The organism is Stenotrophomonas sp. 22LJNL06-5-1 (assembly GCF_056861455.1).
The window spans coordinates 1,129,138-1,153,627 of record NZ_JBSPUE010000001.1 but is presented as its reverse complement, the minus strand read 5'-3'; the positions used below and the strand labels follow the sequence as shown (position 1 = coordinate 1,153,627).

Below are 24,490 nucleotides of genomic sequence, written 5' to 3'. Positions count from 1 at the left end.
CGGTGGAATGAGAATTCGCTGCTTGGCACCTCAGTATTGATGAATCCATAACTGTCATTCTCAAAGGAGGAGAAGATGGTTTCAATCAGAACGGCGGAGGTGAGGGGTTGCCAGCTTGATTTGTACGGGGACTACCTAGGCGACAATCGGGTTACGCTAGTCACAGGTCCCAATGGAGCAGGTAAAACCCACCTGCTTACATCTATAGCGGCACGCATCAAAAATGATGACTTCTCTACCGGTCAGATTGACGGAACGGTCGCGAGGCTAATCTGCCAAACATACAGTCCTTTTTCCAGATTCTCGAGTAAAGGGGAAAGGGGAATGAGTGTGGTGAGCTCATATCGCGACGGGGCTGACGATCTGTCATTCTATATTCCGCTTGGAGTTACGGCTGACAAGGCGTTCAGACCGAGGAGGGTGACGATCGATGTCCTCGAGCGAGCAATAATAGGCGTAAGTCAGAGTGATGAGAGGGCTGAGCACTTCTTTACCTTCTTGAAGGCTGCTGGGTTTCTCGAAAAATGCGAGCTCGCCTTCAATTTCCTCCCAAAGGCGCAGCAGTTCCTTGAAGCACTAAAGAGGGATCCTCAACAAACCAGATGGTTGTTGGAGTCTACCGATGCGTTTGCGCCCCTGCGTGAACTAAAGCGCCAATGTGCTGGCGATGATTGGGGGGAACTCGCGAACGTTATCCAAACGTCCGTCGATACACTTGGTGAAACGGTTCGTAAGGGTACCTTTACAGTCCAGTTCGGCAGAGATGTAGCCAGCTCCTCGCTGACATTTGCGAGGTTCCAATCCCTAGCCGTACTCCGGCGCTTGAAACTTGTGAGGGTGTCAAAAGCGGCGGTATTTAGGGGGAGCGGCGAGGCTCTGAGTGTTGCATCGGCGAGCTCTGGTGAGCAGCAGCTTCTTTGCTCTCTGTTGGGCCTCGCCGGAACACTGAGGAACAATGCTGTGGTTCTCATAGATGAGCCGGAACTTAGTCTTCACCCCAAGTGGCAGATAGACTACGCAAAGCACATGGCTCAACTGATGAGTATTGTTAAAGATTGTCATGTAGTGATCGCGACCCACTCTCCGCTAATCGCTCAAGGGTTCTCAAGCTATGGGTGCAGGGTAACCAAGCTTGGTAGTGGCAGGCATGGTGAGTCGGCTGACCATCAATTTGGCTCCGTTGAGAAGATATTGGTCGATGTTTTTGAGTCGCCCGTTCCATCTAGCTTGTTCCTGGCGGATGAGATCATGCGTGCTATTTCAGAAGCCGAAGAACGTCCGGCGGCGGCAACGGATGCTATCGATCGTCTCAAGGAGCTTTCAAAAACATACAGCGGAAATTACGAAGATCAAAGCCTAATCAATGAAGCGATAAGGTTGATGAAGCAATGAACAATGGACTAGTTCGGCCGCCGAGCGGAATGGACATTGGGCTTAGTACTGCCAAATACTTTGCATTAGTCTGCGGACTTACTGATCGGGTCCACTGGGAGGCGCCTCCAGCGCACTTGGAGGCGGACCTGCAAGCATTAAAGGCGAGCCTCAAGGATCATTTCTACTACGGGCAAGCACGGCGCTGTTGCTACTGCGGCATTGAGTTGCCTAATAACAAGCTTGCATACCAGCTGGATCACGTAATATCCAGGAACGATAGGGCGGACTTCATGGTCTGCTTGCTGAACCTGGCCGTCGCCTGTGGACCTTGCAACGGGGCAAAGTCTAAGAAGGCAGCATTGGCGACCGGGATTGTTGCGGCCGAACTTGCCGTGGTTCCTATGTCGTCGGAAGCGTACGCAATTGTTCATCCCCAGTTCGACGAGTGGGGTCTTCATCTGAGGTTGGACGAGTTCAATCGCGTGCTGCATCGAACGGAAAAGGGGCGGTGCACGATCAGTATCTGTAGAATTGATAAACTGAATGCGGCTAGGCTCTCCGACCATTTCGCAGTTGGGGATCGGCCAAAGGTCGTAGACCTCGTGGTAAGGGTTGGTTCGTACAAGCAAAAGGGTCGGAAGATTGCGGCAATCCAGTTGCTCGAGAAGCTCGCTGGGCGGGGATCGCATAGGGCGCGGGTAGCCGTTGGCAGAATCTCGCTTGAAGTGATGTAACGTCTGAAGGCCCGTTAGGGGCGCAAACCGTCCACGGCACTCCAGTGCGAAATGCAATCAAGTGCGACTTGTGGGGGTGCCAAGCTTTTTTGCTCCTAAGCAGGGAGTGCATAAAGCAACGAGGAAGCACGGAATCTCGTGCGTTATCGATCCGCGTTCCAGTCTGTATGCCTACAGGAGCTGAGCCGTCTTGGGTGAGGTCGTGGTGCGCCGCGCTCAGCTTGAGGCAGAATTGGGGAAAACAGTGGTCCGCGGGCGGCGGCTAGCTCTTAGGCCTGGGGCCTGTCAAAATGTCGGTGACTGCGTCTAGCTAGCCTCGTGTGGGGTGGGGCGGGGCAGTACAAGTTTGTGCACCTAAAGGAGCAGCTTAGGTCGCAGCGGCACGAGGCTCTCCATTAGAGGCCCATGACATGCCGCGGGGCGAGCTGGCGAGGCCTTCTAGGAAAGTAATTAGGTTGCGCCAAGGTTGCCCCTTGGCGGGACGATTGGGGACGACCTTGCAAAAGAAATTCTTGAGCGTAGTAGATCTGTTCGCAGGTTGTGGCGGCTTCGGCCTAGGGTTGGAGGAGGCTGGCTTTACTCCGATCTTTGTGAACGAGCTCAACGACGACGCACGTAGTACGTACCTGGTGAATCGGCGCCAGCGTTACGAGCACTTTCGTCATGAGATGGACGAATCCCGCTGGTTGAATCCGTTCAGCTCCTCCGATGCGCGGAAGATGACAAAGAAGTCCTATCTGGACGAGCTCGAGGGGCGCTTCCATTCAGCGTTCGGTATCTCCCACGGCGAAATTGACCTTGTCGTGGGAGGCCCTCCCTGTCAGGGCTTCTCGGGAATTGGACATCGGCGATCGTACGCGGTGGACAAGCACGATGTGCCCTCAAACCATCTATTCAAAGACATGGCGAGCATTGTTCGCCATTTGCAGCCAAAGGCTTTCGTCTTCGAGAACGTGCGCGGTCTGCTTACAAGCCGTTGGACGCCCGACGGTGAGAATGGCGAAATCTGGCACGCGGTGAAAAGGTCCTTTGCGAGGATCGGAAACTACAGGCTTGCATCTCAGCTGGTGCATGCAAAGGACTATGGGGTCGCCCAGAATCGGCCCAGAATCATGCTGGTCGGCATTCGAGAGGATATCGGCGGTGCCGCTACGCGCACCAATGAGGTCGACTTCATCGACGACACTGCGGTCGGCCTTGGATTTCTTCCCCGGCCAAGCGGTGGCGCCCCAGATCTGATCGATCTGTTAGGTGATCTAGTAGATCCGTCCCATTTCAATGGTGGGCGAACCGATGTATATCCAAGTCCTGCACTGACTGATGTCCAAATTCAGTTGCGGACAAATCTCGCGGGTAAGCTGTCGGGAGTGGGCGAGCCAGTCACTGATCACGAGTACAGCAAGCACAGCGAGCAAGTCCGGGCAAAGTTCCAGGCGATGATCAACCAAGAGCACTACATCGGTACTAAGAAGTTCGCGCAGCGGCTTTTGCCGGCGACTTGGGGGCGAAATGGACCCATGATTACTGCAACGTCTTTGCCCGACGATTACGTGCATTTCAAGCAGCCGCGGACTCTGACCGTGCGCGAGTGGGCACGTTTGCAGGGTTTCCCGGACTGGTATGAGTTCCGTGGTAAGCGCACCACCGGGGGAATCCGAAGGGCAGGGAATCCGCTGGAAGGAATTCACTTCCGCGAGCTGCCTAAGTACACCCAGATTGGCAACGCAGTACCAGTGCCGCTTGCACGCGCAATTGGTAACAACCTGGCCGGAATTCTACGCTGCGATGGTTAGGTTGCGATGATTCGTCGCTCTTCTATGGACTGAGGAACAGGGAATTATGGGAACTCTTAGTGTTGATGCCGAACGAGGCGGGGATGAAGAGTCAGTTCGAGATGGGGTCAACCGCCTACAAAGGCGCGCATTCGGCGGAGAGGACGTAGCCGTCAGGCCGAGCACCGAAGATGACATTTGGTGGCCCCGGGCTCCGCTGGTCCCTGGGGTGCAAGAGGCGATTGATAGATTTATCGCGAACAGCGCTGCGGACACTGCGTTTGAAGTGATATTCCTTGTCGGCGGCGCGGGCAATGGTAAATCATTTGCGGCGAGGTATCTGGGAGACCAGCTGGGTCTCAAGAGCCATCCTTCCGATCCCCTAGCGCACCGGATCTACTCAGGCTCAATCAAGGGCGCTGAGTTCCATCTTTTGAATGACGCCACGATAGCCCCCAGTAAAGACTACGAGAATCAAGATGCCGCGCTTGCGGAGGATTTGGCTAAGTGGTGGAGTACCTCCAAAGACACTCCGGTACGCAGTTTCTGCTGCGTAAATCGAGGGATAATCTCTGACGAAATTCGTGCATTGCAACACATGGCCGGCAGTGCGGATCTGCTCTCCCTCTCAATCCTGCGTTGGCTTGCCAATCCTCAGGAGGGCCATTTTGAAGCACTTGGCGCAGAGGATCTTTGCTCCCCGGGAGCCGACGGTGGGCACGCTGCCCACAATATCGAATTCAATTTGGACGGAAGGCGGATTCGTTTAATCGCACTGGCAGTTGACTCACATTCGCTCTTCGCACCCGATGGATCCGAGACATCCCGCGCTCAGGTACTTTTTAGTGAGCTGATTAGTCGATTCGACGCCGTTCGCGGTCATCGCCCAGAGCTCTGCCCTATTCGTGCAAACATTGAACAATGGCAGACAGGCGAGGGTATTCACGCTTGGCAAGAGTTGCTGTCGTCCGCTGAGATCGCGTCTGGCCGACTGTATAGCTACCGGGACGTATGGGGGGCGGCGGCCCTCTCCGTGCTAGGCCCGCGGGTTGACTACGGATCAGTGCATGGAGAGTTGCTTGATCATGTAGATGAGCTGCTCGGGGTGGCGGCCGGAAATGGGGAGCTGAGCATACGGCTAGCAGCGCTCGTCCGACTCTCTCGACTCAGGGCTCACAGCGCTCTGTTCCGAGCTCCATCGCCCATAGTCGGGGCGATGGGGATAGAGTACCCGCCCGCGACTCCAATTCACGCCGGACTCGCTCTTGTAGATCCCGCCGTATGGAGATCTACGGACTCGCGGTCGGTGGAGGCTGCCATGCAGCGTGTCGCGATGGGCGATCTCCCTAGTGGGGATGCTCTCGGCCTCCTCTCCGGTTCGCTGGCATGGTCTCCGTTCGACGCCTACCTCGAGGAGACGCTCTTGGAGTTCTTGGAATCCCCGGGCTGCGGAGATATCGAGCGCCGCAGGCTGGTCTCCTGGTACGGGGCTTACGTGGCAAGGTTAGTGGGCATCGGCACGAGTACCTATGGCAATGCGGAGATCATCAAGCAGTGGCGTAGGTGCAAGCGTAGCTGTGCGAACAAGCCGGTTGCCTTGCCGAGCGACCTGGAACGATCGATACGCTCATTGATCTTCCCGCAGCACCCAGATGGACCAGCGAACAGCATGCTGATGCCAGCATTCTCTGTCCGTGCCGAGCCCATTTCATCCTTGAAGGATCAGGTTCACCCCCGGCTTGTTGAGGTGGTGCCAATCAGTGCTGTATCCCTCAGGGTTCGTACGATGGGTGGGCGCCTACTCATTGAGTGCTATACCTCGGAAAATGCGGGCGTAATTGGACAGCTCGCACTCGACTTCGCGCTTCTGCGCGAGGCGCAGTCGTTTAGCGAGGATCGCTCTGGGCAAACGGAATCTACGGCGTACATTGAGCCGCGAATTGAGCGCTGTAGGTCATCAAGCATCGCAGCAATTGACCATGCGCAGCAAACACTGGCAGTGGTCGCGAATGGAAGGCATGAGGAGCTTGCGATATGAGCAGCATCTACTTCCCCGAGCTGAAGCGGCCGCAATACCCGTCTAGTCCCGAGATCCTACTCTCAGCCTTGGCATGGTCGGTAGTTGAACGTCCATCCAGCGCTCCGGAGGCTGGCCTCATTTATGTTCGCAAGGAAAGCAAGGCGAAACGTGGCGTACAGATCCGACAGACAAAGCCTAAAGATGGCGATGAGCTAGCGAGCTTCACCGCCGCGTTGCTAAACGCTGGCGTACGAACGAAAGACGGTGGACTTCCTTCGCTCGTAGTCGATGCCATAGCAGACTCGCTGGTAGGCGTTAGGTCAGATAAAGGGGTTGGATACACCTCATCAGCGATTGGCCTTTGCGGTGCGCTCCTTCAAGACCCGATTGGCGGCCTCGGTGCGGCAAATCCTCCGAATTTCGCTAACCTGCTCAATACGATGTATGCGTTGGGGGGAGGGAGCGGTTCGGCCGCGGAGCGCTGGTTCGACGTTGCGTCTCATTATGCCGGTGATCCAGTGCTCAGTCGCATTGAGGAGGCTCTCGCGAGCACTTCTCTGTCGGAGTATCTTCCCCAGGGGTGGCCTCAGGCTAAGGCGGTCTTGGCTGAAGGAGCCAAATCAACGACTTTGCCGGATTGGTGGACGGCTGATGTCTTGAACCAGCAGCTTGGCACACCCTTCTCTTGGTTCCGCGATAGCTGGGACAGATTGTGTTCCGAGCAGTGGTACACCGCGCTGTCGCCACGGAAGTGGTCAGCCTGGGCGGTGTGTGTGCTGCGCAATGCGCTTGGCTTCGCCTTTCTCTGGGAGGCAAACTTCTTCGCGGAGCTTGCCCGTGGAGTCCGAGATGGCAGTCGCGACGCCGCTAATGTGGCGCGACTCTCCTTGCTGCCAAGCCGGCCTTTGATCCCGTACCAAAAGGGCAGCATTGCCCAGATGGACGTCATGCCAAGCATGAGGCAGAGCCTGATTCATGGTTCGACCTGTCGCAAGGCAATCGAGGCTGTGCTGAAGGACGAGAAGGCAGGTTGCAAGCAGCTCGCTGACGTCATCACCATGCTGCGAACCAAGCATTCGAATGAACTGAAGGAGCGGCTGGAGGCATTTGATGACTCGGGCACCACCAACCTTGTAGAGACAGTGAGGTACTCGCTGATCGCACGTACGGGATCTGACGTTCCCGACCACTATGCATTCCTCAGGCGAGTCAACCGCAACTTCACGCACGTATCGCCCGGACCCGAGTGGATCGTTGTCATGGCGGCAATGTCGTCGAGTTCACCAGGTAGTGAGCTTCGGTTGGGTGATGTGCAGCGGCAACTGGACGCGCTAGGCTTGAAACCGCGAATCGATTTCCTGCTGTCAGAGCTCGAACGCGCGGGTCTCTGCGCGGGCGCCGCTGACGGGGACGAGGGAATCGAGATCAATCTTGGAATCGGGGGGAAGTAACGTGCCATTGATCGGCAAGGCCATTGCGATTGTCGCTGCAAAAATGGGCGGACAACTCATGCTTGAGTTGCCCGATGATCTGCCGCCTGACTTCATCAAGGATGTCCTGCAGGGCGCGAATTCGACTTTCCACCAGGTGCCTAGTTTCGCGATGCTCGTGCACGAGGAAGTGGACGATCTCGTGGGAGTTGAGCCTCGAGTAGACTTCCGCGAGTTGGCGATGTATCGGCAAGGGCAGCATCTTGCGGTGACGTATGCCAGCAAGAATCGAGGTATGGCCACCTACAGTAGCGTCTATCCTCTTCTACTGAGTGCTGGATTCCCGTCCACTCAGTCCGGCGAGATGGGCGCAGGCGTCGCCACGCTTGTTGATCTGTCGGCCGCTATTGCAGCCGTGTTGCTAGAGCATTGCGCCGAACTGGAGATCGAGGTCGAGGAGCTAGATTCCGTAACGCAGGAGATCCTGAAGTTCTTGGCTGACGTCTACGAGATCACTAGCGGCGGTCAATCGAGCGTTGCTAAGGATTGGTGGATCCACGTCGAAAGCTGGGTGGATAATGTGATCGCCCATGCCCGTAATCGTGGGTCGGATACGGCCGCGTTCCTCTACGGCGCAGCCGGGCTGCCAAATCCTGGTCGCAAGAAGACGCTGGGCATCAAGCCAAAGAACTACGTCAAGATCTTGCAAGACCGATGGGTGGATGCCGATGGCATCAGTGCAGAACTTGCACGGCTGCAAACCGGGCTTGGGGAAGACCAAGAGACGAGTCCGCTCGACCGGATTGACTGGGCAGCGACGGTTGAGCACGCTCAGTACGATAGTGATTCGGCAGTAGCTAGAGTCGCGCTAGCCTCGCGAGCCGACCAGAAGTTGAAGACAGAAGGATGGGCCGCACTCGACCAGACCGCGTTCAGTGCGCCGGTGGTCGACGATCGTGCTCAACTCATCATCCAACGAACTGGGGTCCCATTGCCACGCCCGTTTCCGCAGTCTCCCCCGGTGCTGGTAGCGACGGCCGCTGATTTCCACGATGAAATCTCCCGTCAGTCCATCTATGTTGGGGTGGAGCTCGTTGTTCCCTTGGAGCAGGATAAAGAAATTCCTGATTCACTTAGGGATGGGAAGGGGGTTCCGCGAATTGAGGTGTCGGGCGTGGGTACTTGCCGAGCCTCACTTGAAGTCAAGAAATATGAGGTCACTGCAGGAACCATTACTCTGGTTGGCGATCTAACGCTAACCCCTAGCAAGGCAAAGCCAAACAGCTTGGCGATCACGGTGAAAGGTCCGGAGTACGTGCGGGCAGTAGAGCCGCTCATCTTGGTCCAGATACGCCCGGACGAATGTCTTTTTTGGGCTAGAGAAGAGTCGGCTGGCCGAGGCCGTAGCCGCGCGCTTGGACCTTGGGTTTGTAAGGCCCGGGCAAACGAGTCGACGGTTGCGTTGATTAATAAACCGTCTCGGTACGAGATGTACGCCGCCTGGGGTAGCGATCTGGAGCTTAGTCAAACTGGCTGGTCGCTGGACGGCCAGCCGATGGAGTGTCTGGCGTGGGGTGGGACTAATGGCCAGTTCGCTAGTGCTATTGAGGACCTCACCTCCTCCGTGGACCTTAAGGCGAACTCCAACATCTGCTTCGCGCTAGACATTGCGTCCACCAGTAGTAGACCGATATCACCCTTTACCGCAGCAGCGAGCGGTGCGCGACCCGCGACGGACAAGCTACTTGAACCCTCAGTTTTGGGCCAGCTCGAGCTGGAGATGCAGCATATCCTCACGGAGCTTGGGCCTTGGCATGCACTGGGAGCCATCTCCGCGACCACCTCCAAGCAGGCGGAAGCGTATGGCGGTTCAATTCCAGGGTGTAAGTCCGCAGTTAGCCTACAGGATAGGCTGGATCTTTACCCAAGTGCCCCGAGTGGCGATCTCCTTAACCTGCCGGCGTACGCCTCTCTCAGAAACGCGTACCAAGATCTAGGCGTGTTCGAGCTAGTTACCACAATCGAGCAGCGAGAGCGATCTGGCGAGCTCACTGTCTCTCGGATTCCGCTTGATGCTCTCGACAAGAAGCGTGTGCACGCTGTTCTTGCCGCTTACTCAGTGCTTCTCCGATCCATAGCCGAACTTTCTGCATCGGATCAGTTCTGGGCACGGAATCCATTCAGTGCCGTTGCGTTCTCCGAGAAGAGCGGCCTTCAGAGCGCATCTGCGGTACTACTCAGCCCACTCCATCCCATTAGGCTTGCATGGGCGTGGAAGGTTCAGGTGGGTCTGAGAGAAGCATATGCTGACGGCGCCTTGCCCGCGGCTACGCTGTCCCTACTCGACGGAACGAATTTTCCTGCATTGGTGGCGGCACTGGACGTTTTCGATCAAGAGACCCCGTTCTTGCCCGTTCCCGTGGACGCGCGACCAAAGGATTTATACATCGGTTGGCACGTAAGCGTTCCGATCCTGGACGGGTCTCCAGTGATTCCTGACTGGTTGCAGGGTGAGCGGTTTCCGGCCGAGGGCCTGTCGACGCTGACTCCTTCGTCCATCTCGTCTGCGGTCGACGACTTTTTGCGTGTCTCTCCAGAAGTGCAGACACTGCAGATTGCCCTAACAAGCTCGACACAGTCCCGTAGATCCGCTGCAATGGACGAAGGGTTAATTGTAAAGCTGAAGGACCTCGCTGCTTCGAGCTCAGAGCTTGCAGGGGTAGCGGGGGTCACGATTAGAGATTCGAAGCACCGACTGGGTGATATTCCGGCGCTCGGCAGGCTCGACGAGGGTCTCCTTTCAGCGAGGCCGGGCTTCAATCTCACGTGGCGCTCCGCCCCAGATGGCGACACCAGCGAAAGCCATATCACGTTTGTTGAAGGTGGCGCCGCAAAGGCGGTGCTGGTTAAAGGCGGCCGCTCGCAGGGTTGGTTGCCGAGCCTTCCGTTGCGACGTACGCCCATCAGAAGAAGCCCCGGTCGATTCACCACACTGGACTACAGTCTTGAGCACAGTGACGAAACAGACTCTGATCTCTCTACCTTGTTGACCTGCTACGAAGGAGCTATGGGTGAGGCCTACATGGTCAACGTCATGGCGAACTTCGCAGTGGGTAAGGCAAATCCCAATTGGCTAGTCGCTGGAGACTTTGGGGTGGACCCCCAGGCACTCGCACTTGCTGCGTCCAGCCATGTCGGTGGTAGTTATGTTCTATGGGACTGGAGGCCAGCAACCACGGTAGGTGCATTCCGCGGTGAAGAGGCGCGGGTCCAGCCCTATTTCGTTCTCGCTAACGTCCCAGCCGCGCTCAGTGGAGCTATACGAGAGCGGCTTAAGCGTCTCAACCCTGCGGCGACGAACGGGGAGATCGATTCAAGGGCTCGGCTTCTGGTGTCAACTCTCGCGAGGCGAGCAATCGGTCTCAATACTTTGCTGTCAATCGGTCATCATCAGGCGACCGGGGCCATAGGGTTCTTCTTTGCCCTCAGATCGCTGCAGCGATGGGTAGATGAAGCGCTTCCAGGCGAGCTGCGGCTGATCGTGCCTGTAGACGCAGTGGATCCGTTCTTACGGGATACCGTTGGCTACGCGCGAGGTGACAGTAGGCGGCGCGCTGACTTGCTGGGAATAAGCGCGGTTGGCAGCGACGATGGCTTTTCGTGCGTCAACCTTATTCCAATTGAGATAAAACACTACGGCCTAGTGAAGTCCGAGGTCGAGACGGCGTTTCCAAAAGCCGGCGAGGAAAGCCTAAGGGAGCATGCCGAACAGCTGAGGGACTACAGCAAGCAGCTAGTGGAGCTGTGCTCAAACATCAGTTCGGCGGCAGGAAGCAAAGCGTCCATTCTTGGGCAACGTCTTCTGGCCGTGCTTGACGCCGGCCTTCAGCTGAATAGCAAGAGTAGCGAGCACGCAGTTGGCATCCTTCGTTCTGTAGCCGAAGGAAAGGCAAAATTCGCCACTGGCATGGGAATTCTGATTTGGTATCAGGCTTGGGCGAGGACCGAACAAGGCGAAAGCGCATCTTGGGATGAGTTTGGCGGAGAGTACGGTGACGAAGGCGATCGGCGAATTGAAGTTCGGATTGACCCTGCCGCGTACGATGCAGTGCTCTGGGGGGAGGAAGGCGGGGACGCTGAGTGCCATAAAGTTGTGGTAGCTGCTCTGGCACATTCAGTTGAAGACTTGTGCTCCCAGGGAACGAGTCCAAGTGAGCTTCAGACTGACGTGAAAGAGATGTCAGAGGGCAAACCTGCGCGTCTCGGTCAATCGAAAGTTAATCAGGACGTTGACTCTGGAGCAGATCCGGTTCTGAACTCGAACCCCGTTCACGCGCCGGAAGAGCTTGTCCCCGAGGTAGAGGCTGCAACCCCGCAATCATCTCCGTCCAATAAGATCGATCAGAAGACCCTCGAGCAGCGATATGACAAGCTGATTTCCTACTTGTCCGAGTTTCACGTAAAGGTTAACCGGCCAAAAGCCGAGTCGCCCTACAAGGAGGGCCCTGCTTTCGTTGAGTATGCGGTAGTTCCGGCGTACGGAGTCTCAGTGAGCAAGATTGAGGCGCAGGTCCAGAACCTGAAGTTGAGGATGCGCCTTGCTGCAGACATGCAACTTGGTTGCTCCACTCACAATGGCAATGTTGTCATCACAGTACCAAAGGCTGACTCTGAACGTTACTTCGTGGACGCCGAGGAAATGTGGAATAGGTGGCAACGACCCTCTAAGGGGTTCGCCGTTCCGGTGGGCGAGGACTCTTCGGGGGAGATCGTTGAAATTGACTTCTCCAGCTCAAACTCCCCCCATCTGCTAATGGCTGGTGTAACAGGAAGTGGTAAGTCCGAGGCTCTCCTGACCATCCTTCATGGTGCTGCACACTTCTATTCGCCAGAGGAGTTGAGGCTGAAATTGATCGATCCGAAGGGTACGGAGCTCAATTCATTGGAGGACCTTCCGCATACGGATGGCCCCATCGGCACTATGGCCGAGGATGCAATTGCATTGCTGGAGGAGGGCGTTCAGGAGATGGAGCGCCGATATGCCTTGTTCAAGTCGGAGTCTGGAAACGTGCGTAGCATTGCGGAGTACACTGCCTCCGGGAAGATGCTGCCGCGGTGGATCATAGTCTTGGACGAGTACGCGGATCTGACGAATGACGACGACGAGCGGAAGAAGGTCGAGTCGAATTTGAAGAGGATCTCCCAGAAGGCCAGGGCTGCGGGAATACACTTGATCGTCTCGACCCAGAAGCCAGTTGTGACCGTTGTTAATACCGTGGTTAAGGGCAACCTGCCAGGTAAGATCGCCCTAAGAGTGAATACGCTAGCCGAGAGTCGAGTTGTCTTGGACGAAGGCGGAGCGGAACAGCTCGTCGGCAAAGGAGACGCCCTCATTAAGACGGGTAGTGGAAAGATCCGTGTCCAATTTGCGAGGTACAGCCTCGATGCCTAGGTAAATAACGGGTCATTGCTGAGTGGCGCGCAGTAGGCGCGCCACCTTGGCGATTGACTTCTCACGAAGCGCGGGAGTTCTCAGGTGACACTCCCAGATCTTGAAAACCCTCCAGCCATCTTTCCGGAGTGCTCGGGCTACACGCACATCCCGCCTTCTGTTGTTCAGGAACTTCTCTTTCCAAAACGCAGAATTTGTCTGAGGAACGCGTCCTTGTTGACAGCCGTGTGCGTGCCAAAAGCACCCATGCACGAAAATGACTGCGTGATACTTCGGAAGCACAATGTCCGGTTTGCCGGGCAAGGTTCGCGCGTGAAGTCGGAACCTGAATCCCAACTTGTGAAGGTCTCGCCTCACAGCCAATTCCGGCTTTGTGTCACTCCCCTTGATTAGAGACATGCGCTCGCTACGCAGCACCTTCGTCAATGTATCGGCCACCCTTCACCCCCCATATCGCGATGATTGGAGTATCCAGCTGGGGGCGTGAGGGGGCCGCATAATCGCTATCAACATGCCGTGGCTGGTGCAGCGATCCATGCGACGTCCCCACGAGATCGAGTAGCGAGCCGGCTTGGAGTCCAATCCTCAATGACAAGGTGATTGGACGTGAAGGAGCGCTTCACCGAAGAACAGATCATTTGCTTCCCGCGCGAAGCTGAGGCCGGCATGCCCATCAAAGACCTGTGCCGCCAGCACGGCTGCAGCGAGTCATCGTACTACGTGTGCGCAGCAAGTTCGGCGGCATTGCGCGTGCCGCCGAACGGCTCAAGGGCCTGAAAGCTGAGGACACGCGCCTAGAGAAACTACTGACAGGTCTTCACCAGCCGTGACTACACGCGGCTGGTGCGGAGCTACGGCCTGAAACAGGAATTCATTACACCCCACTGCCAGCAGCAGAACGGAATGGTGGAGCGCGTCATCCGGACACTCAAGGAGCAATGCGTGCATCGCCACCGCTTTGAGAGCCAAGTCGATGCCCTGCGGATCATTGGCGACTGGATTGGCTTCTACAACCAACAGCGCCCACATCAGGCGCTGAAGATGATGACCCCGGACGCGGCTTATGCCGCTACGTTAACCGCATGACCTGAGCAGAAACCGGTGGGTCATTACAGTCGAGGCGTCACTAGTTTCGATTCCGCCTCGACAGTCGGCCACGAGGCATCGCCTTGACGGCACCAAATGCCACTCACCAAACCTCCTGCGCAGGATCACACTTGCTACGCCACGCATCCTGCAGCAACCTCAGACCATCAAGCCCTCTCACACCACCACTGAAGGTAGTGATCAACAACTGCCCAGTCGTGTTGTCCACAACAATCGTCGGCTCGGCGCCAACACTCAACTCAAAGAACATTTCCCGGTCGTGGCCCAGGCTGATCGCGGCATCTCCCCCAGCCTCACGCGCAACGCATGCAGCCTCTGCCCGCAGATCAGCGAACTCAGCAGCAGATATCGCAGGAAATTCCTGGAACACAAGCCCAACTCCCGGCGGGCGCCCCTCCCCAAAGAGCGCGCCCAGCCCCGCACCTACCAACGCAACAACAAACATCAACGTCCTCATCCGATCTCCTCACTGCAAGCCCTGACGACAGCAAATGCGCCCCTGCGGCTGCTTGCCGGTCGCGCGCAACGTCACCTGCGATCAATGGCTGTTTGAAGGCCCGCGTCCCCACGCAGGCCGTCATACGGCTGACTGAAACGCCACCGCTACCCGTCAGTCTGCAACCGCTCCACCACCTGCGCGGTCAGCGCCACGCACGCCATCATCAGGCCCTCCATCACCCGATCCCCCAGGTACTCCTCGGGCGCGCCGTTCTGTCGAGTGCGCTCGGCCGCCAGCAGCACTTCCTGCACCACGCGCAGCCCGGCCAGCGCGCAATCGGCGTCGGCCAATTCCATGCAGCGTGCGGGCATCGGATGCCGCTCGGGCCAGGGCTGGCCGTCGGCGGCGGCGCCGCTGCCAACGCGGTGCAGCGTGGCAACAAAGGCGTTGGGGTCTGCGGTCGGTTCGCGCTCGGGCTCGGCCTTGGCCGGGTCGCGGGTAGCGTGCAAAGGGCGTAATTTCGGTGCGTTCATGGCAGTGCTCCGTGCAGTACAAACGGCAGCGCCACCGATAGAGGTGGCGGACGGTGCGTGGCTCGAAAACCGGTGAATACCTAAGCCGGCGGGCCCGAAGGCCCCCACGCACCGCCCGCCATTGAACGCGAACGGATTGCCAGCCGGCGCCACGCAGAGGTGACGCCGGCTGACAAGCGTAAAGCACTAGGTATTCAAACGGGTTTTCGAGGCCCGCGCCACCGGTGCTAGGTGGCACGCCAAGGTGTACCCGTGCAGCTGCGAAATGCCAAGAATCCGCAGGCCAGAAAGGCCGCAAGTGCTGACGCTTACGGCATTGTCGCATAGCCGCCGATGCAGGAAAGTCTTGCGCGACAAAGGTTCTGACGAATTCGATTGTGTTTGCCATTCGCAGGTCGAGAGCGGCGACGCGCAACAACACGACAGATCAATTACGACAGATTGACGCCGGGGCGAGCGTGCGAACCAGCAGACGCGAAACCAGCGCGGGCATCTCAAGCACAAGAACTAAAGCAGTCTTGATTCGTGGGGCGGGTCTGATGCACCGCCCCGGTCGCGGCCACAGCGCATCGTCGCGCTCCAGGTCGTAGTCGCTACCGAACGCCAGCGCCGCCTCGCGCGGCGGCAGGTCTGCGTAGCAGCCGAGCAGATAGTCGTCCATGCCGGCATCGCTATGGTCGATGGCAAACAGGTGAAGAAGTTCTTTGTCGAAGGCGTGCAGCCACTCGGTACTAAAGGCGGTCATGGGAGCCCGCAGCAGGGAAACGATTTGGAAACATCTCATACGCTCGTACAAGGCGGCCCCGCTCCAAGCTGGGGCCGCCGCCCATGTCGCACTTGGCCAAGATCAGCTGGTATGGCACGCCGCAGCGCAGGTCGCGCAGCCGTTCGACTTTCGGTACAACCTCTGTGCAGCAACAACAGCGGACCACGGTGCAAGCAACAGCTGTATCGATTACACGTGGGGCGCGTTGAACCACGCTGGCTTACACCGCACCAACGCGATTTTCATGCAGGACAAGGATTTCCAGGGGGGCTCAAGCCACTCAGTAACGTCGAGTACATCCGAAGCATACGTGCCCCGTTTCCCGAAAGTGAGCTGAATTCCGAGCATTACAACCGCATGCCGGATCGCAATTGGAAGCGGCGCCTCATCAGCGAAGAGGAATTGCCGGGGAAGGATCGTGACATGCTTGATTCAATCCTTAAGGGCGTTGCGAACGTTGATGAAAGACATGGCCGCTCTTATGACGAGACCAGTGAGCGTATCTCTGTAGGCTTGTTGGCTACCGCCAAGGAAAACGGGCTTGAGCGCGTCGATCATGTTGTATTGGGAAATACGCCAGCTGATGGCTCAGCACAGCGATTGTTCGTAGTGCAGGGAGAGCTCAACGACCCTGCGCAGGTGCGAGGCTCCATGACGGCAGAGGAAGCAGCCCGAACGCCAGTGGAGCAGTCGTTCGCCAAGGTGGAGCAGATTTCGCAAAGCCAGCAGGAACGCGCCTTGGCGGCACAGCAGGAGCCCGTGCTGGAGCAGAGCCGGGCTCCCATGCAGATGGGCTGACCCGGGTCGAGTACTGCATGGTAGATCACAGTTTCGGGGGCTTCGGCCCCTGTGCTGCTTTTCTCTCCACCTGCCCGCGAACCCACCTATGCGATCATCCGGCCAGGACCGCAGTACCCAACAAGGCTGAGCAGGCATGGAGCAAGCAGCACGCTACACGGTAACCCTCTTTCTGGCCGCGCCCGGCACCCCGCTGAACAGCGGCGGCAGCTCACCGCGCGGCCACATGTATTTCCAGACCACCGCCGGCGAGGAAGCGCACAGCTACGGCTTCGCACCGCCGCGCCTGCCGTCCGGTGATGGCGCTGTCGGTGTGCAGTACGCCGAAGTCGTTCACGACGACGCCGACGAGCACCGCGACCCGTACTACAGCCGCACCCTGGAGATCACCGAGGAGCACTACGGCTGCCTGCGTGATTTCGCGGAGGAACCGGCTGAGTTCGAATTCGATGTGGATCGCCCGGCCACCATCAACCGTTGCAGTGATTTCGTATGGGCAGCGCTGCACTATGCCGGCCTGCATCCGCTGCCGGCGCCGCTGGATGGGGGCAGCAACCTGGGCGCGTTCGCGGTGCTGTTCAACCTGCCGGAAATCCAGTGCATTGCCGCGCCGTTCCCGGGCAGCGATCTGAATGCCGAAGCCCATCACGCGATGCCCGAGCGCGAGGCTGAGCATCATCGCCAGGGCGACCGCGCCAGCGATGAGCCGCCGCCGACGCCGATTGAAGTGGCCGGTACGCTGTTGGACCCCTCGCATCCAGACCATCGCCTGTTCTCCCAGCTGATCCAGAAAGTGGCCGAGCTGGATGCGGCGCATGGGCGCCCGTTCGATGCGGCCAGCCAGCGCATCAGCGCCAGCCTGCTGGTGCTTGCCAAGCAGAACAATCTCTCGCGCGTGGACCACGTGCTGCTCAGCCAGCCGACCAAAAGCAGCCATGCGGCCGAGAGCATCTTCATCGTGCAGGGCGATCGCAACGACCCGGGGCACCGCCGGGCCAGCATCGCCACCGAGGTGGCGGCCAAGACCGATGTGGCCGATTCGCTGCGCTTGAAAGAGCAGTAATCCGCGCGCTTGCCATGCGCGCGCCGGCGCACGCCACGCCCCCCACCTGCTACCATTCCCCCGCTACCCAGCCAGCCCAGCCCGCGCAGACAGATGCGGTGCGGGCCGTCGTAGAACGGCCCAGCGAGCCAGGACACCCTCCCGTGCCCATTCAAGGACGCTCGCATGTTCCGTAATCCTCTCTTCCGCTCGGCCGCCCTGGCCGTTGCCGTTTCGCTCAGCCTCGGCGTGCCTTCCGCGTTCGCCGACAACGCCCCCACCGCCAGTGCCACCGCCGCCGTGCAGCGCCAGACCGTGGCCAAGGGCCTGTACGAGCTGGCCTACAGCCCGAAGCAGAACGCCGTGTTCGTGGCCTCCTCCGGCGGCTTCGGCGATGACGCCGGTCCGGCCCAGGTGCTGCACTTGAACCCGGCCACGCTGGCTGTGGAAAGCCGCATCCCGCTGGAGCGCAAAGCCTTCGGCGTGGTGCTGGATGACGCCCACAACCGCCTGTACGTGGGCAACACCGTGGACCTGTCGGTGACGGTGGTCGACACCGCGCAGAACAAGGCCGTCGGCACCATCCAGCTGATGGAGAAGAAGACCGGCAAGGATGGCAAGGCCGCTTACACCCATGACCTGCGCGAGCTGGTGGTCGACAGCGCCGCAAACCGCCTGTACGTGACCGGCCACAGCAGCCAGCCCGACGTGAGCAGCGTGCTGTTCGTGATCGACACCAACACGCTGAAGGTGATCAACACCATCGACGGCCTGGGCAATGCCAAGGCACCGGGCCTGGCACTGGATGCGGCCAACAAGCGCGTCTACACCAGCAACCTGCTGGCCGATCTGGTGGTGGTGGGCACCGATTCGAACAAGGTGGTGGCGCAGCACAAGATCGCCGCCGAGCAGCCGATGAACATCGCCCTGGATCCGGCCGGCAAGCGCCTGTTCGTGACCGACCAGGGCTCGGAATTCCTGCGTGGCTACCAGGCCAAGAGCAGCGGCCTGGTCAGCAAGCATCCGGGCCAGCGCGTGCTGGTGCTCGACCGCAGCACCGGCAAGGAACTGGCCAGCATCCCGACCGACGCCGGCCCGCTGGGCATCCTGCTGGATGCACCGCGCAAGCGCCTGTACGTGACCAACCGCGAAGCCGGTACGGTGACCGCGTACAACAGTGACAGCTACCAGAAGGTGGCGACCTACACGGTGCCGACCCACCCGAACAGCCTGGCGCTGGATGCGAAGAACAACGTGTTGTTCGTGAGCATCAAGAACGGCGAGAAGGACGACAAGAGCGCTGACGAGAGCGTGGCGCGGATTCAGCTGTGATGCGATGACGCCGGGCCACGCCCGGCGGCGTGCGGCGTGAAGAAGGCAGGGTGCTGACCCTGCCTTTTTCTTTGGCGGGTTGCGGCGCCAGCAGCCGGGGGCTACGGTTGAACCCCATGGCAGGGAGCCAAAGGATCTGAATCATGCTGGATATCCATCGCTGGTTGCACGCCGGCCTGTTCTTCATGCTGGCGGGCGCGCTTGGCGCCTGTTCCGGGGGGGATCCCATCCCACCCGAGCCACTGGACCTGGCGCAGCCGATCGCTGTGGATCAGACGGGCCAAGTGGTGAATTTCGAGTTCGAGATGAATGCTCGAAACTACATTCCGCATCGCACCTATGCAGTGGAGTTGGAGTTGCGGCGCCGGGAGACCCAAAGGCCCGACGGGCCTGACGTGGGCACATTGAGGGTCCCGTTCGAGGTGACCCTGCAGCAATGGGTCGCCGATGCCTGGAAGGATGTTCCTACCTACGACAGCTACCAGGCCGGGGTACTTAATGCAGGTGAGCCGCTTCCAGAATGGCATGCATCCAGCGAATGGCGGTATACGTCGCCACACATGGGGGGTGACGGCCAATACACGCTGAGCCTGGTTGCTCTGCCAGTGGAGCCTGATACCCGCTATCGCGTACAGGTTCGCACTGTACGGGCCACGCCTGAACTGCAGCATTACTCGGCTCAGTTGCGGGTACATGCAGCCCGACTGCCAGGCAAGTAGTCAACCTCACCACGGGAAGGAACGAAGGAATCAACTTATGGACAAGCCACGCTATACCGTAGAGATCGTTATCGCCGCACCCGGCACACCGCTGATTGATCCCAGGACGCGCAAGCAAGCGGTCGACGCTGAGGGTATTCCGCAGACGTCGTCACCCGGTCATATGTTCTACGTCCTGCACGCACCAGGCGAGCCTGCAAGGAGCTATGGATTTGCTCCCAAGGAGCACGGAAGCATGAATGGCCCTGGTAGCATCATGGAGGATGACGCAAAGGTCTATAAAGACCCGCGCTATACGCGCACCCTCGAGATCAGCGAAGAGCAGTACAGAAAGCTCCAACAGTTCGGCTCGGACCCGGAAAAGTTCGGCTTCAGCAAGCACTATCAGGACGTGCGCCACAACTGCGTTGACTTCACCTGGGAAGCCCTGAACCACGCGGGCATCGAGCGGAAAAAGAGCATCGACGTGAACGCGCTGGGAGGTGGGATCGGCCAATTGCTTCCCGATGTCCGTATTCCCTTGGAGAGCAAGGGCGCAGGCAAGGATGGGTTCCGACCGCTGCGCAACATCCATGGCGTGGACAGCATTGATCCGCCGTTCCCCAACAGTGAGCTCAATCAAAGGAAAACCAATCCCCTGCCGGAGCGTAGTTTTCGACAACGCATCCTGAGCGATGCTGAGGGCATGGGCGAACGAAGCGATGATCGTCTGGCCCGCCACAGCAATGATCCGCTCCTATCGCAGATTCACCAGGGTGTGGCCCTGCTTGATGCAGAACGGGGCCGCACCTTCGATGCCACCAGCGAGAACATCAGCGCCAGCCTGTACGCCCTGGCCAAGGCAAGCGGCCTGACCCAGGTCGACCACGTGCTGTTGAGCGATCGCACGGCGCAGGCCGATGTGGCGCAGAACATCTTCATCGTGCAGGGCGAGCGCGACGACCCGGCACAGCTGCGTGCCAGCATGCCAACTGCGGTGGCCGCGCAGACACCGGCGGAAACCTCATTCGAGCGTGCCGAGCAGCTGTCGCAGTCTGCGCAGTCGCGCACGCAGGATGAGCTGCAGCAGCGCCAAGTGCAGGAGCAGTCCGGGCCGCGTATGGCCTAGGGCGGCAAGCGCCACGGCGAGCCAGCATTCTCGCGCTGGGCCGCCAGCAACGCTGGAGCCGGCTCAGCCCAGGCGGTGTGCCGGGTTCTGCTGCTGTTCCTGCTCACGGGCCTGCTGTTCGGGCAGCTGCCCCATGGCGTGCTGCTGCGGGGCAATGCCTAGCTTCTGCATCGATTGCTCCACCGGCGTCTGCGCCGCCACCGCGGTCGGCATCATCGCCCGCAGATGCGCGGGGTTGGCCGGGTCGCCCTGCACCACGAAGATGTTGTGCCCGGCCGGCTGGTTGGCCGTGGCGTTGCTGACCAGCACATGGTCGACCTGCTGCAGGCCCTGCTCGCGGGCGAGCACAGTCAGGCTGGCGGTCAGTCGCTCGCTGGTCTGGTCGAACGGACGGCCGTGCTGCGCGTCCAGTGCGGCCACGCCCTGGCGGACCTGCTGATTGAGGCCGTAGTCGGGGTGGTTGGGGGTGATCTCTGCCATGGCGATCGAACGGTAGCGGTGGGTCGTGGTGGGCCCGGTCAGTATAGATCCGGCCCGTGAAGCGCGCCCGAGGGGTCAGTCCGCCGGTCGATGGTCATAGCTGATCACCCGCTCGGCCAACCAGCGCCCGTCCACGCGACGCCAGATCTGGATGAAGCGGGCCTGGCCCACCCAGCGCTCCACGCCGTCCTTGCCGCGTTCATGGAAGCGGTGGTCGCCGATCTCCAGCGCCCGCTCGTCGTGCAAGGGGAACACCTGCAGCGAAGGCTCCATCAGCTCGCGGCGCAGGCTCCAGCCGCCCTTGCGTGCATTGCTGCACATGTTGGCGACGCTGCGACGGAAGTCTTCGCGATTGCTGGCCGACTTGCCGTCCTTGTCATGGAAGAACTCCATGTCTTCGGTGGTCATCGCGGCGGCCTTGTCGGCATCACAGGCCTCGAAGGCCACGGCGAACAACTGGGTGTCGGCCTGGCGGATCTGCTCGCGCAGGTCATCGGAGGACGCGGGTGCGGCGGCGAGGCCGGCGGCCAGCAGGGGCAGGGTGAGCAGCAGCATGGCGAGGCTCCAGGGATGGTTCACGCAGGCTCGCATGGCGTTTGGGCCGCTGCAGCCGGCGTCCGACGAAACGGTCCTTCCACGGAGTGAATGCCCGCATTGACGGCCCGGTTTCAGCGTCGGGGCTACCGTCTGTGCAGGCGATGTCATGGCAACCGGTGATTCCATCACGGTCGCGATAGGCGGCGGCCCATAGCCTGAAATCCTCCCCTTCCACAGGAGCTCCCATGCCTGCTTCCCGCATCCGCCTGCACGTTGAAGACACTGGTGGCGACGGCCGCCCGGTCATTCTGATCCACGGCTGGCCGCTGTCCGCCGATGCCTGGAAGACGCAGGTGTCGATCCTGCGCGATGCGCAGCACCGGGTGATCAGCTACGACCGTCGTGGCTTCGGCCGTTCTGACAAGCCGGCCGAGGGCTATGACTACGACACGCTGGCAGCGGACCTGGCCGGGGTGATCGAGGAGCGTGACCTGCGCGACGTCACTCTGGTCGGCTTCTCGATGGGCGGCGGCGAGGTGGCGCGGTATGTGGCCAACCACGGGCAGGAACGCCTGCAAAGCGTGGTGTTTGCAGCTGCGGTGCCGCCTTACCTTCTGCGCAGTGATGACAACCCGGAAGGCCCGCTCACCCAGAACAAGGCCGATGAGATGCGCAGCGGTCTGGAGAAGGATCGCGAGGCGTTCTTCGATGGCTTCACCCAAGATTTCTTCAGCGCGAATGGCCAGCTGATGGTGACCGAAGAGACGCGTCAGGCGGCGATTGCACTGTGCCATCAATCCGACCAGACGGCGGCGCTGGGGTGCATGCAGGCGTTTGCCACTACCGACTTCCGCGAAGACCTGAAGAAGATCACGGTGCCAACCCTGATCCTGCACGGTGACAGTGATGCCATCGTGCCGTTTGAAGGTTCTGGCCAGCGCACGCACCGGGCCATTCCAGGCAGCGAAGTGGTGATCCTTGAAGGCGCACCGCATGGGTGCAACACCAGTCATGCTGACCACTTCAACCTGGCGCTGCTGAACTTCCTGAAGCGGTAAGCATGCGGCCATGCGTGAGCCGAAGACACCGCCGTGGAAGAAGCCCAACCCCAAGGGCCAGACCTCGCAGCCGCTGTCGCCTGCGCAGAAAGAAGCGGCGCGACGGCGTGCAGAAGAGAATGGGCGGCGTTACCCGAATCTGGTGGACAACATGTGGGCGGTGAAGCTGCCTCGCGGGTCCTGATCTGTAGAGCTGAGCCATGCTCGGCTTGCGCGCGTAGCGCGTGCTTTTTCACGGGACAGCAGCCGAGCATGGGCTCGGCTCTACAGGTCGGCCAGCGGCTTCCAGCCGGGTTCCTGCCAGGGTGAGATCTCGCGCTGGCGGACGGTGATTGCCTCCGTCGGCAGCCCAGCCAAGCGCGCTAGCTCTGCACGCAGCAGCTCGGCATCCACCGACACGGCCGTAGCCACCTGCAGCCGATCACCTTGGTGCCTCACCTGTACCGGTAGTGTGGCGTGCGCGTCATGCTCGCCGCCGGTGCGACCGATCGGGTAGCGCATCGTTACCGGCCGCGACAGCTGCGCCAGTGCTGGCTGCCACGCCTGCAGCACGAGGGGCTGCCGGGCAGCGGGAACATGTACCTCAGCAATCGTGGCCGGGTAGCCGGTGATGCTCTCGACCATGACCTGGAAGCGCGCCCCATCCGGCATGACCAGCACGGCGGCAATCAACGCAGAGAACGAAACGAACACCGCCGCGAGGTTCCAGCTGCGCGGCGCGGTGGCCGGGCGCGTTGCGGTGCGCAGGCCCGGTTTGCGCCGCAGCTTGCGCGCGTAGATGCGCCGGTCCTTCCGGCGCGGGCTGCTGCTGTGCTCGGGCAGGTTCAAGGGAACGCGTGGAAGGCGCGCCACGCGGGCCTTGATCAGGCGCGACAGCAGCATCCAGGCGATCACGAACGCCAGCAGCGGAAGCAGCGTTCGCACCCACAGATACAGCGTGACCATCCACAACACCTCTACATACGACCATCCATGCTCATCCACATCCTACCGGGACCACGCGGCGGTTGTCGTATCCGCCAGCCGACAAGCACAGGGCGCTTGGTTAGGATGGTCCTTTGTTGTCACGGATGAACCGATGGTCTCTGCTGCTACCCGCTTCTGTCGTATCTGTGGTCCTGGCCCGATCCTGCTGGCCCTGCAGGTGGTGGCGCTGCTGGCGGTAGCCCTTGCAGCTGGTTTCTTCCACTACCGTGTGGGATTGCTGCTGGAGCCAGTGGATGACGCATGCGGTGGGCCCGACCCGGTCGCACGCATGCAGGTGGCCGAACAGCTGCTGGCGCGGTCCACTGCGCTTGCACCATGGCAACCGTTGCAGTGGATTCCGATGGCGGGCGTGGTACTGGCGCTGCTGGGCGCGATGTCGATCAGCGTCTACCGCCTGGGTCGCCTGTCGGAACGCCTGCGACGCGCCAACTGGGGCGTGATGGCCCTGCACGCCGCGATCCTGGCGCTGGCCCTCAGGGCATTGCACCTGTACGACAGGGCGTGGACCAGCGTAGCCAAGCTGTCCCCGGCGGCATGCCTGGTTGAACTGGGCGAGCAGGGCCGGCTGCCGCTGGCACAGGCGCAGCAGGTGGTGTTCGAGATCCTCACCCATGAGCATGCGCCGCTGTTGCGCAATCCCGATGATCTTGCCCTCGTGCTGGTCGCATTGATGCTGATGGCGATGGCAGCAGGATTCATGCTGTGGCGGGCGATCGTGCGCGAACGTCAGGTGCAGTCGCCCAGCTCATAACGGGTGTGTGACCGACCACGCGCCCGCAATCGCGCTACAGTCTGCGCTTCG

The 24,490-nt window shown here is 59.9% G+C and carries 21 protein-coding genes and 2 pseudogenes; 16 read left to right on the top strand and 7 right to left on the bottom strand.

Translation table 11 applies throughout. From position 1 onward, the window contains the following. Positions 1 to 75: 75 nt before the first annotated feature. From AC13GF_RS05365 to AC13GF_RS05340, 6 genes are all read left to right on the top strand, one after another. A complete protein-coding gene (locus tag AC13GF_RS05365) occupies positions 76 to 1,392 on the top strand; it encodes an ATP-binding protein (protein WP_080398661.1) in 1,317 nt (438 codons plus the stop codon). Next, the gene (locus AC13GF_RS05360) at positions 1,389 to 2,108 is read left to right on the top strand and encodes an HNH endonuclease (RefSeq protein ID WP_158684090.1); all 720 of its coding nucleotides are present in this window, start codon (positions 1,389 to 1,391) and stop codon (positions 2,106 to 2,108) included. Before AC13GF_RS05365 ends, AC13GF_RS05360 begins: the two co-directional genes overlap by 4 nt. Before the next feature lie 473 nt (positions 2,109 to 2,581). Continuing rightward, a complete protein-coding gene (locus tag AC13GF_RS05355; RefSeq protein ID WP_483003610.1) occupies positions 2,582 to 3,901 on the top strand; it encodes a DNA cytosine methyltransferase in 1,320 nt (439 codons plus the stop codon). 1,297 nt (positions 3,902 to 5,198) lie between these two features. Next, complete coding sequence (locus tag AC13GF_RS05350; protein ID WP_059036076.1) at positions 5,199 to 5,918, top strand: hypothetical protein; 720 nt, start codon at positions 5,199 to 5,201, stop codon at positions 5,916 to 5,918. Next, entirely contained in the window at positions 5,915 to 7,351 is a 1,437-nt protein-coding gene (locus AC13GF_RS05345) for a hypothetical protein (RefSeq protein WP_144435303.1), read from the top strand. The genes AC13GF_RS05350 and AC13GF_RS05345 overlap by 4 nt, the downstream gene beginning before the upstream one ends. Positions 7,352 to 7,409: 58 nt before the next feature. Continuing rightward, the gene (locus tag AC13GF_RS05340) at positions 7,410 to 12,782 is read left to right on the top strand and encodes a DNA translocase FtsK (RefSeq protein ID WP_483003608.1); all 5,373 of its coding nucleotides are present in this window, start codon (positions 7,410 to 7,412) and stop codon (positions 12,780 to 12,782) included. 12 nt (positions 12,783 to 12,794) lie between these two features. On the opposite strand, the gene AC13GF_RS05335 is transcribed toward AC13GF_RS05340, so the two are convergent. Next, positions 12,795 to 13,220 carry a very short patch repair endonuclease gene (locus AC13GF_RS05335; protein WP_483003607.1) on the bottom strand — a complete coding sequence of 142 codons (426 nt, stop codon included), beginning with the start codon at positions 13,218 to 13,220 and terminating at the stop codon, positions 12,795 to 12,797. Between the two features lie 168 nt (positions 13,221 to 13,388). On the opposite strand from AC13GF_RS05335, the pseudogene AC13GF_RS05330 reads away from it, so the two are divergent. Further along, positions 13,389 to 13,591, top strand: a pseudogene (locus AC13GF_RS05330) (transposase); the annotation flags it as partial. A 34-nt stretch (positions 13,592 to 13,625) separates the two neighbouring features. Then, the gene (locus AC13GF_RS05325; protein WP_260834356.1) at positions 13,626 to 13,868 is read left to right on the top strand and encodes an integrase core domain-containing protein; all 243 of its coding nucleotides are present in this window, start codon (positions 13,626 to 13,628) and stop codon (positions 13,866 to 13,868) included. 103 nt (positions 13,869 to 13,971) lie between these two features. Here the strand turns inward: AC13GF_RS05325 and AC13GF_RS05320 are convergent, their stop codons facing one another. The 3 genes and pseudogenes from AC13GF_RS05320 to AC13GF_RS05310 form a co-directional block, all read right to left on the bottom strand. Then, positions 13,972 to 14,346 carry a hypothetical protein gene (locus AC13GF_RS05320; RefSeq protein ID WP_483003606.1) on the bottom strand — a complete coding sequence of 125 codons (375 nt, stop codon included), beginning with the start codon at positions 14,344 to 14,346 and terminating at the stop codon, positions 13,972 to 13,974. Between the two features lie 146 nt (positions 14,347 to 14,492). Continuing rightward, a complete protein-coding gene (locus tag AC13GF_RS05315; protein WP_059036085.1) occupies positions 14,493 to 14,861 on the bottom strand; it encodes a hypothetical protein in 369 nt (122 codons plus the stop codon). A gap of 547 nt (positions 14,862 to 15,408) precedes the next feature. Continuing rightward, positions 15,409 to 15,606 (bottom strand): annotated as a pseudogene (locus AC13GF_RS05310) (hypothetical protein); the annotation flags it as partial. 444 nt (positions 15,607 to 16,050) lie between these two features. Between AC13GF_RS05310 and AC13GF_RS05305 the strand changes: the two are divergent. The 5 genes from AC13GF_RS05305 to AC13GF_RS05285 all read left to right on the top strand — a co-directional run bounded on the left by AC13GF_RS05305 (position 16,051) and on the right by AC13GF_RS05285 (position 20,626). Next, a complete protein-coding gene (locus AC13GF_RS05305) occupies positions 16,051 to 16,425 on the top strand; it encodes an XVIPCD domain-containing protein (protein WP_483003605.1) in 375 nt (124 codons plus the stop codon). 136 nt (positions 16,426 to 16,561) lie between these two features. Continuing rightward, on the top strand, positions 16,562 to 17,488 hold the full coding sequence (locus AC13GF_RS05300; RefSeq protein ID WP_483003604.1) for an XVIPCD domain-containing protein: 927 nt from the start codon (positions 16,562 to 16,564) through the stop codon (positions 17,486 to 17,488). Positions 17,489 to 17,653: 165 nt separating this feature from the next. Continuing rightward, positions 17,654 to 18,799 (top strand): YncE family protein, encoded by a 1,146-nt coding sequence (locus AC13GF_RS05295; protein WP_483003603.1) that lies wholly within the window; start codon positions 17,654 to 17,656, stop codon positions 18,797 to 18,799. 143 nt (positions 18,800 to 18,942) lie between these two features. Further along, a complete protein-coding gene (locus AC13GF_RS05290) occupies positions 18,943 to 19,518 on the top strand; it encodes a hypothetical protein (RefSeq protein ID WP_483003602.1) in 576 nt (191 codons plus the stop codon). 37 nt (positions 19,519 to 19,555) lie between these two features. Then, complete coding sequence (locus tag AC13GF_RS05285) at positions 19,556 to 20,626, top strand: XVIPCD domain-containing protein (RefSeq protein ID WP_483003601.1); 1,071 nt, start codon at positions 19,556 to 19,558, stop codon at positions 20,624 to 20,626. 63 nt (positions 20,627 to 20,689) lie between these two features. Here AC13GF_RS05285 and AC13GF_RS05280 read toward each other — a convergent pair whose 3' ends face one another. Continuing rightward, positions 20,690 to 21,106 (bottom strand): XVIPCD domain-containing protein, encoded by a 417-nt coding sequence (locus AC13GF_RS05280; protein WP_483003600.1) that lies wholly within the window; start codon positions 21,104 to 21,106, stop codon positions 20,690 to 20,692. A 75-nt stretch (positions 21,107 to 21,181) separates the two neighbouring features. Continuing rightward, complete coding sequence (locus tag AC13GF_RS05275; protein WP_483003599.1) at positions 21,182 to 21,661, bottom strand: nuclear transport factor 2 family protein; 480 nt, start codon at positions 21,659 to 21,661, stop codon at positions 21,182 to 21,184. Positions 21,662 to 21,888: 227 nt separating this feature from the next. On the opposite strand from AC13GF_RS05275, the gene AC13GF_RS05270 reads away from it, so the two are divergent. Together AC13GF_RS05270 and AC13GF_RS05265 are read left to right on the top strand one after the other, a co-directional pair. Beyond that, on the top strand, positions 21,889 to 22,701 hold the full coding sequence (locus AC13GF_RS05270) for an alpha/beta fold hydrolase (RefSeq protein ID WP_483003598.1): 813 nt from the start codon (positions 21,889 to 21,891) through the stop codon (positions 22,699 to 22,701). 10 nt (positions 22,702 to 22,711) lie between these two features. Beyond that, on the top strand, positions 22,712 to 22,885 hold the full coding sequence (locus tag AC13GF_RS05265) for a hypothetical protein (protein WP_483003597.1): 174 nt from the start codon (positions 22,712 to 22,714) through the stop codon (positions 22,883 to 22,885). An 80-nt stretch (positions 22,886 to 22,965) separates the two neighbouring features. Here AC13GF_RS05265 and AC13GF_RS05260 read toward each other — a convergent pair whose 3' ends face one another. Next, complete coding sequence (locus AC13GF_RS05260) at positions 22,966 to 23,646, bottom strand: hypothetical protein (RefSeq protein ID WP_483003596.1); 681 nt, start codon at positions 23,644 to 23,646, stop codon at positions 22,966 to 22,968. A 133-nt stretch (positions 23,647 to 23,779) separates the two neighbouring features. On the opposite strand from AC13GF_RS05260, the gene AC13GF_RS05255 reads away from it, so the two are divergent. Beyond that, positions 23,780 to 24,439, top strand: a complete 660-nt coding sequence (locus AC13GF_RS05255) for a hypothetical protein (RefSeq protein ID WP_483003595.1) — start codon at positions 23,780 to 23,782, stop codon at positions 24,437 to 24,439. Positions 24,440 to 24,490: the final 51 nt, after the last annotated feature.

Bases quoted from the DNA above. Each gene is read 5' to 3' on its own strand.
- AC13GF_RS05315 (WP_059036085.1), bottom strand. From the start codon at position 14,861: ATGAACGCACCGAAATTACGCCCTTTGCACGCTACCCGCGACCCGGCC.
- AC13GF_RS05350 (WP_059036076.1), top strand. From the start codon at position 5,199: ATGCAGCGTGTCGCGATGGGCGATCTCCCTAGTGGGGATGCTCTCGGC.
- AC13GF_RS05260 (WP_483003596.1), bottom strand. From the start codon at position 23,646: ATGGTCACGCTGTATCTGTGGGTGCGAACGCTGCTTCCGCTGCTGGCG.
- AC13GF_RS05285 (WP_483003601.1), top strand. From the start codon at position 19,556: ATGGACAAGCCACGCTATACCGTAGAGATCGTTATCGCCGCACCCGGC.
- AC13GF_RS05295 (WP_483003603.1), top strand. From the start codon at position 17,654: ATGTTCCGTAATCCTCTCTTCCGCTCGGCCGCCCTGGCCGTTGCCGTT.
- AC13GF_RS05255 (WP_483003595.1), top strand. From the start codon at position 23,780: ATGGTCTCTGCTGCTACCCGCTTCTGTCGTATCTGTGGTCCTGGCCCG.
- AC13GF_RS05290 (WP_483003602.1), top strand. From the start codon at position 18,943: ATGCTGGATATCCATCGCTGGTTGCACGCCGGCCTGTTCTTCATGCTG.
- AC13GF_RS05300 (WP_483003604.1), top strand. From the start codon at position 16,562: ATGGAGCAAGCAGCACGCTACACGGTAACCCTCTTTCTGGCCGCGCCC.
- AC13GF_RS05340 (WP_483003608.1), top strand. From the start codon at position 7,410: ATGCTTGAGTTGCCCGATGATCTGCCGCCTGACTTCATCAAGGATGTC.
- AC13GF_RS05320 (WP_483003606.1), bottom strand. From the start codon at position 14,346: ATGAGGACGTTGATGTTTGTTGTTGCGTTGGTAGGTGCGGGGCTGGGC.
- AC13GF_RS05345 (WP_144435303.1), top strand. From the start codon at position 5,915: ATGAGCAGCATCTACTTCCCCGAGCTGAAGCGGCCGCAATACCCGTCT.
- AC13GF_RS05275 (WP_483003599.1), bottom strand. From the start codon at position 21,661: ATGCTGCTGCTCACCCTGCCCCTGCTGGCCGCCGGCCTCGCCGCCGCA.
- AC13GF_RS05265 (WP_483003597.1), top strand. From the start codon at position 22,712: ATGCGTGAGCCGAAGACACCGCCGTGGAAGAAGCCCAACCCCAAGGGC.
- AC13GF_RS05280 (WP_483003600.1), bottom strand. From the start codon at position 21,106: ATGGCAGAGATCACCCCCAACCACCCCGACTACGGCCTCAATCAGCAG.
- AC13GF_RS05270 (WP_483003598.1), top strand. From the start codon at position 21,889: ATGCCTGCTTCCCGCATCCGCCTGCACGTTGAAGACACTGGTGGCGAC.
- AC13GF_RS05360 (WP_158684090.1), top strand. From the start codon at position 1,389: ATGAACAATGGACTAGTTCGGCCGCCGAGCGGAATGGACATTGGGCTT.
- AC13GF_RS05365 (WP_080398661.1), top strand. From the start codon at position 76: ATGGTTTCAATCAGAACGGCGGAGGTGAGGGGTTGCCAGCTTGATTTG.
- AC13GF_RS05305 (WP_483003605.1), top strand. From the start codon at position 16,051: ATGCTTGATTCAATCCTTAAGGGCGTTGCGAACGTTGATGAAAGACAT.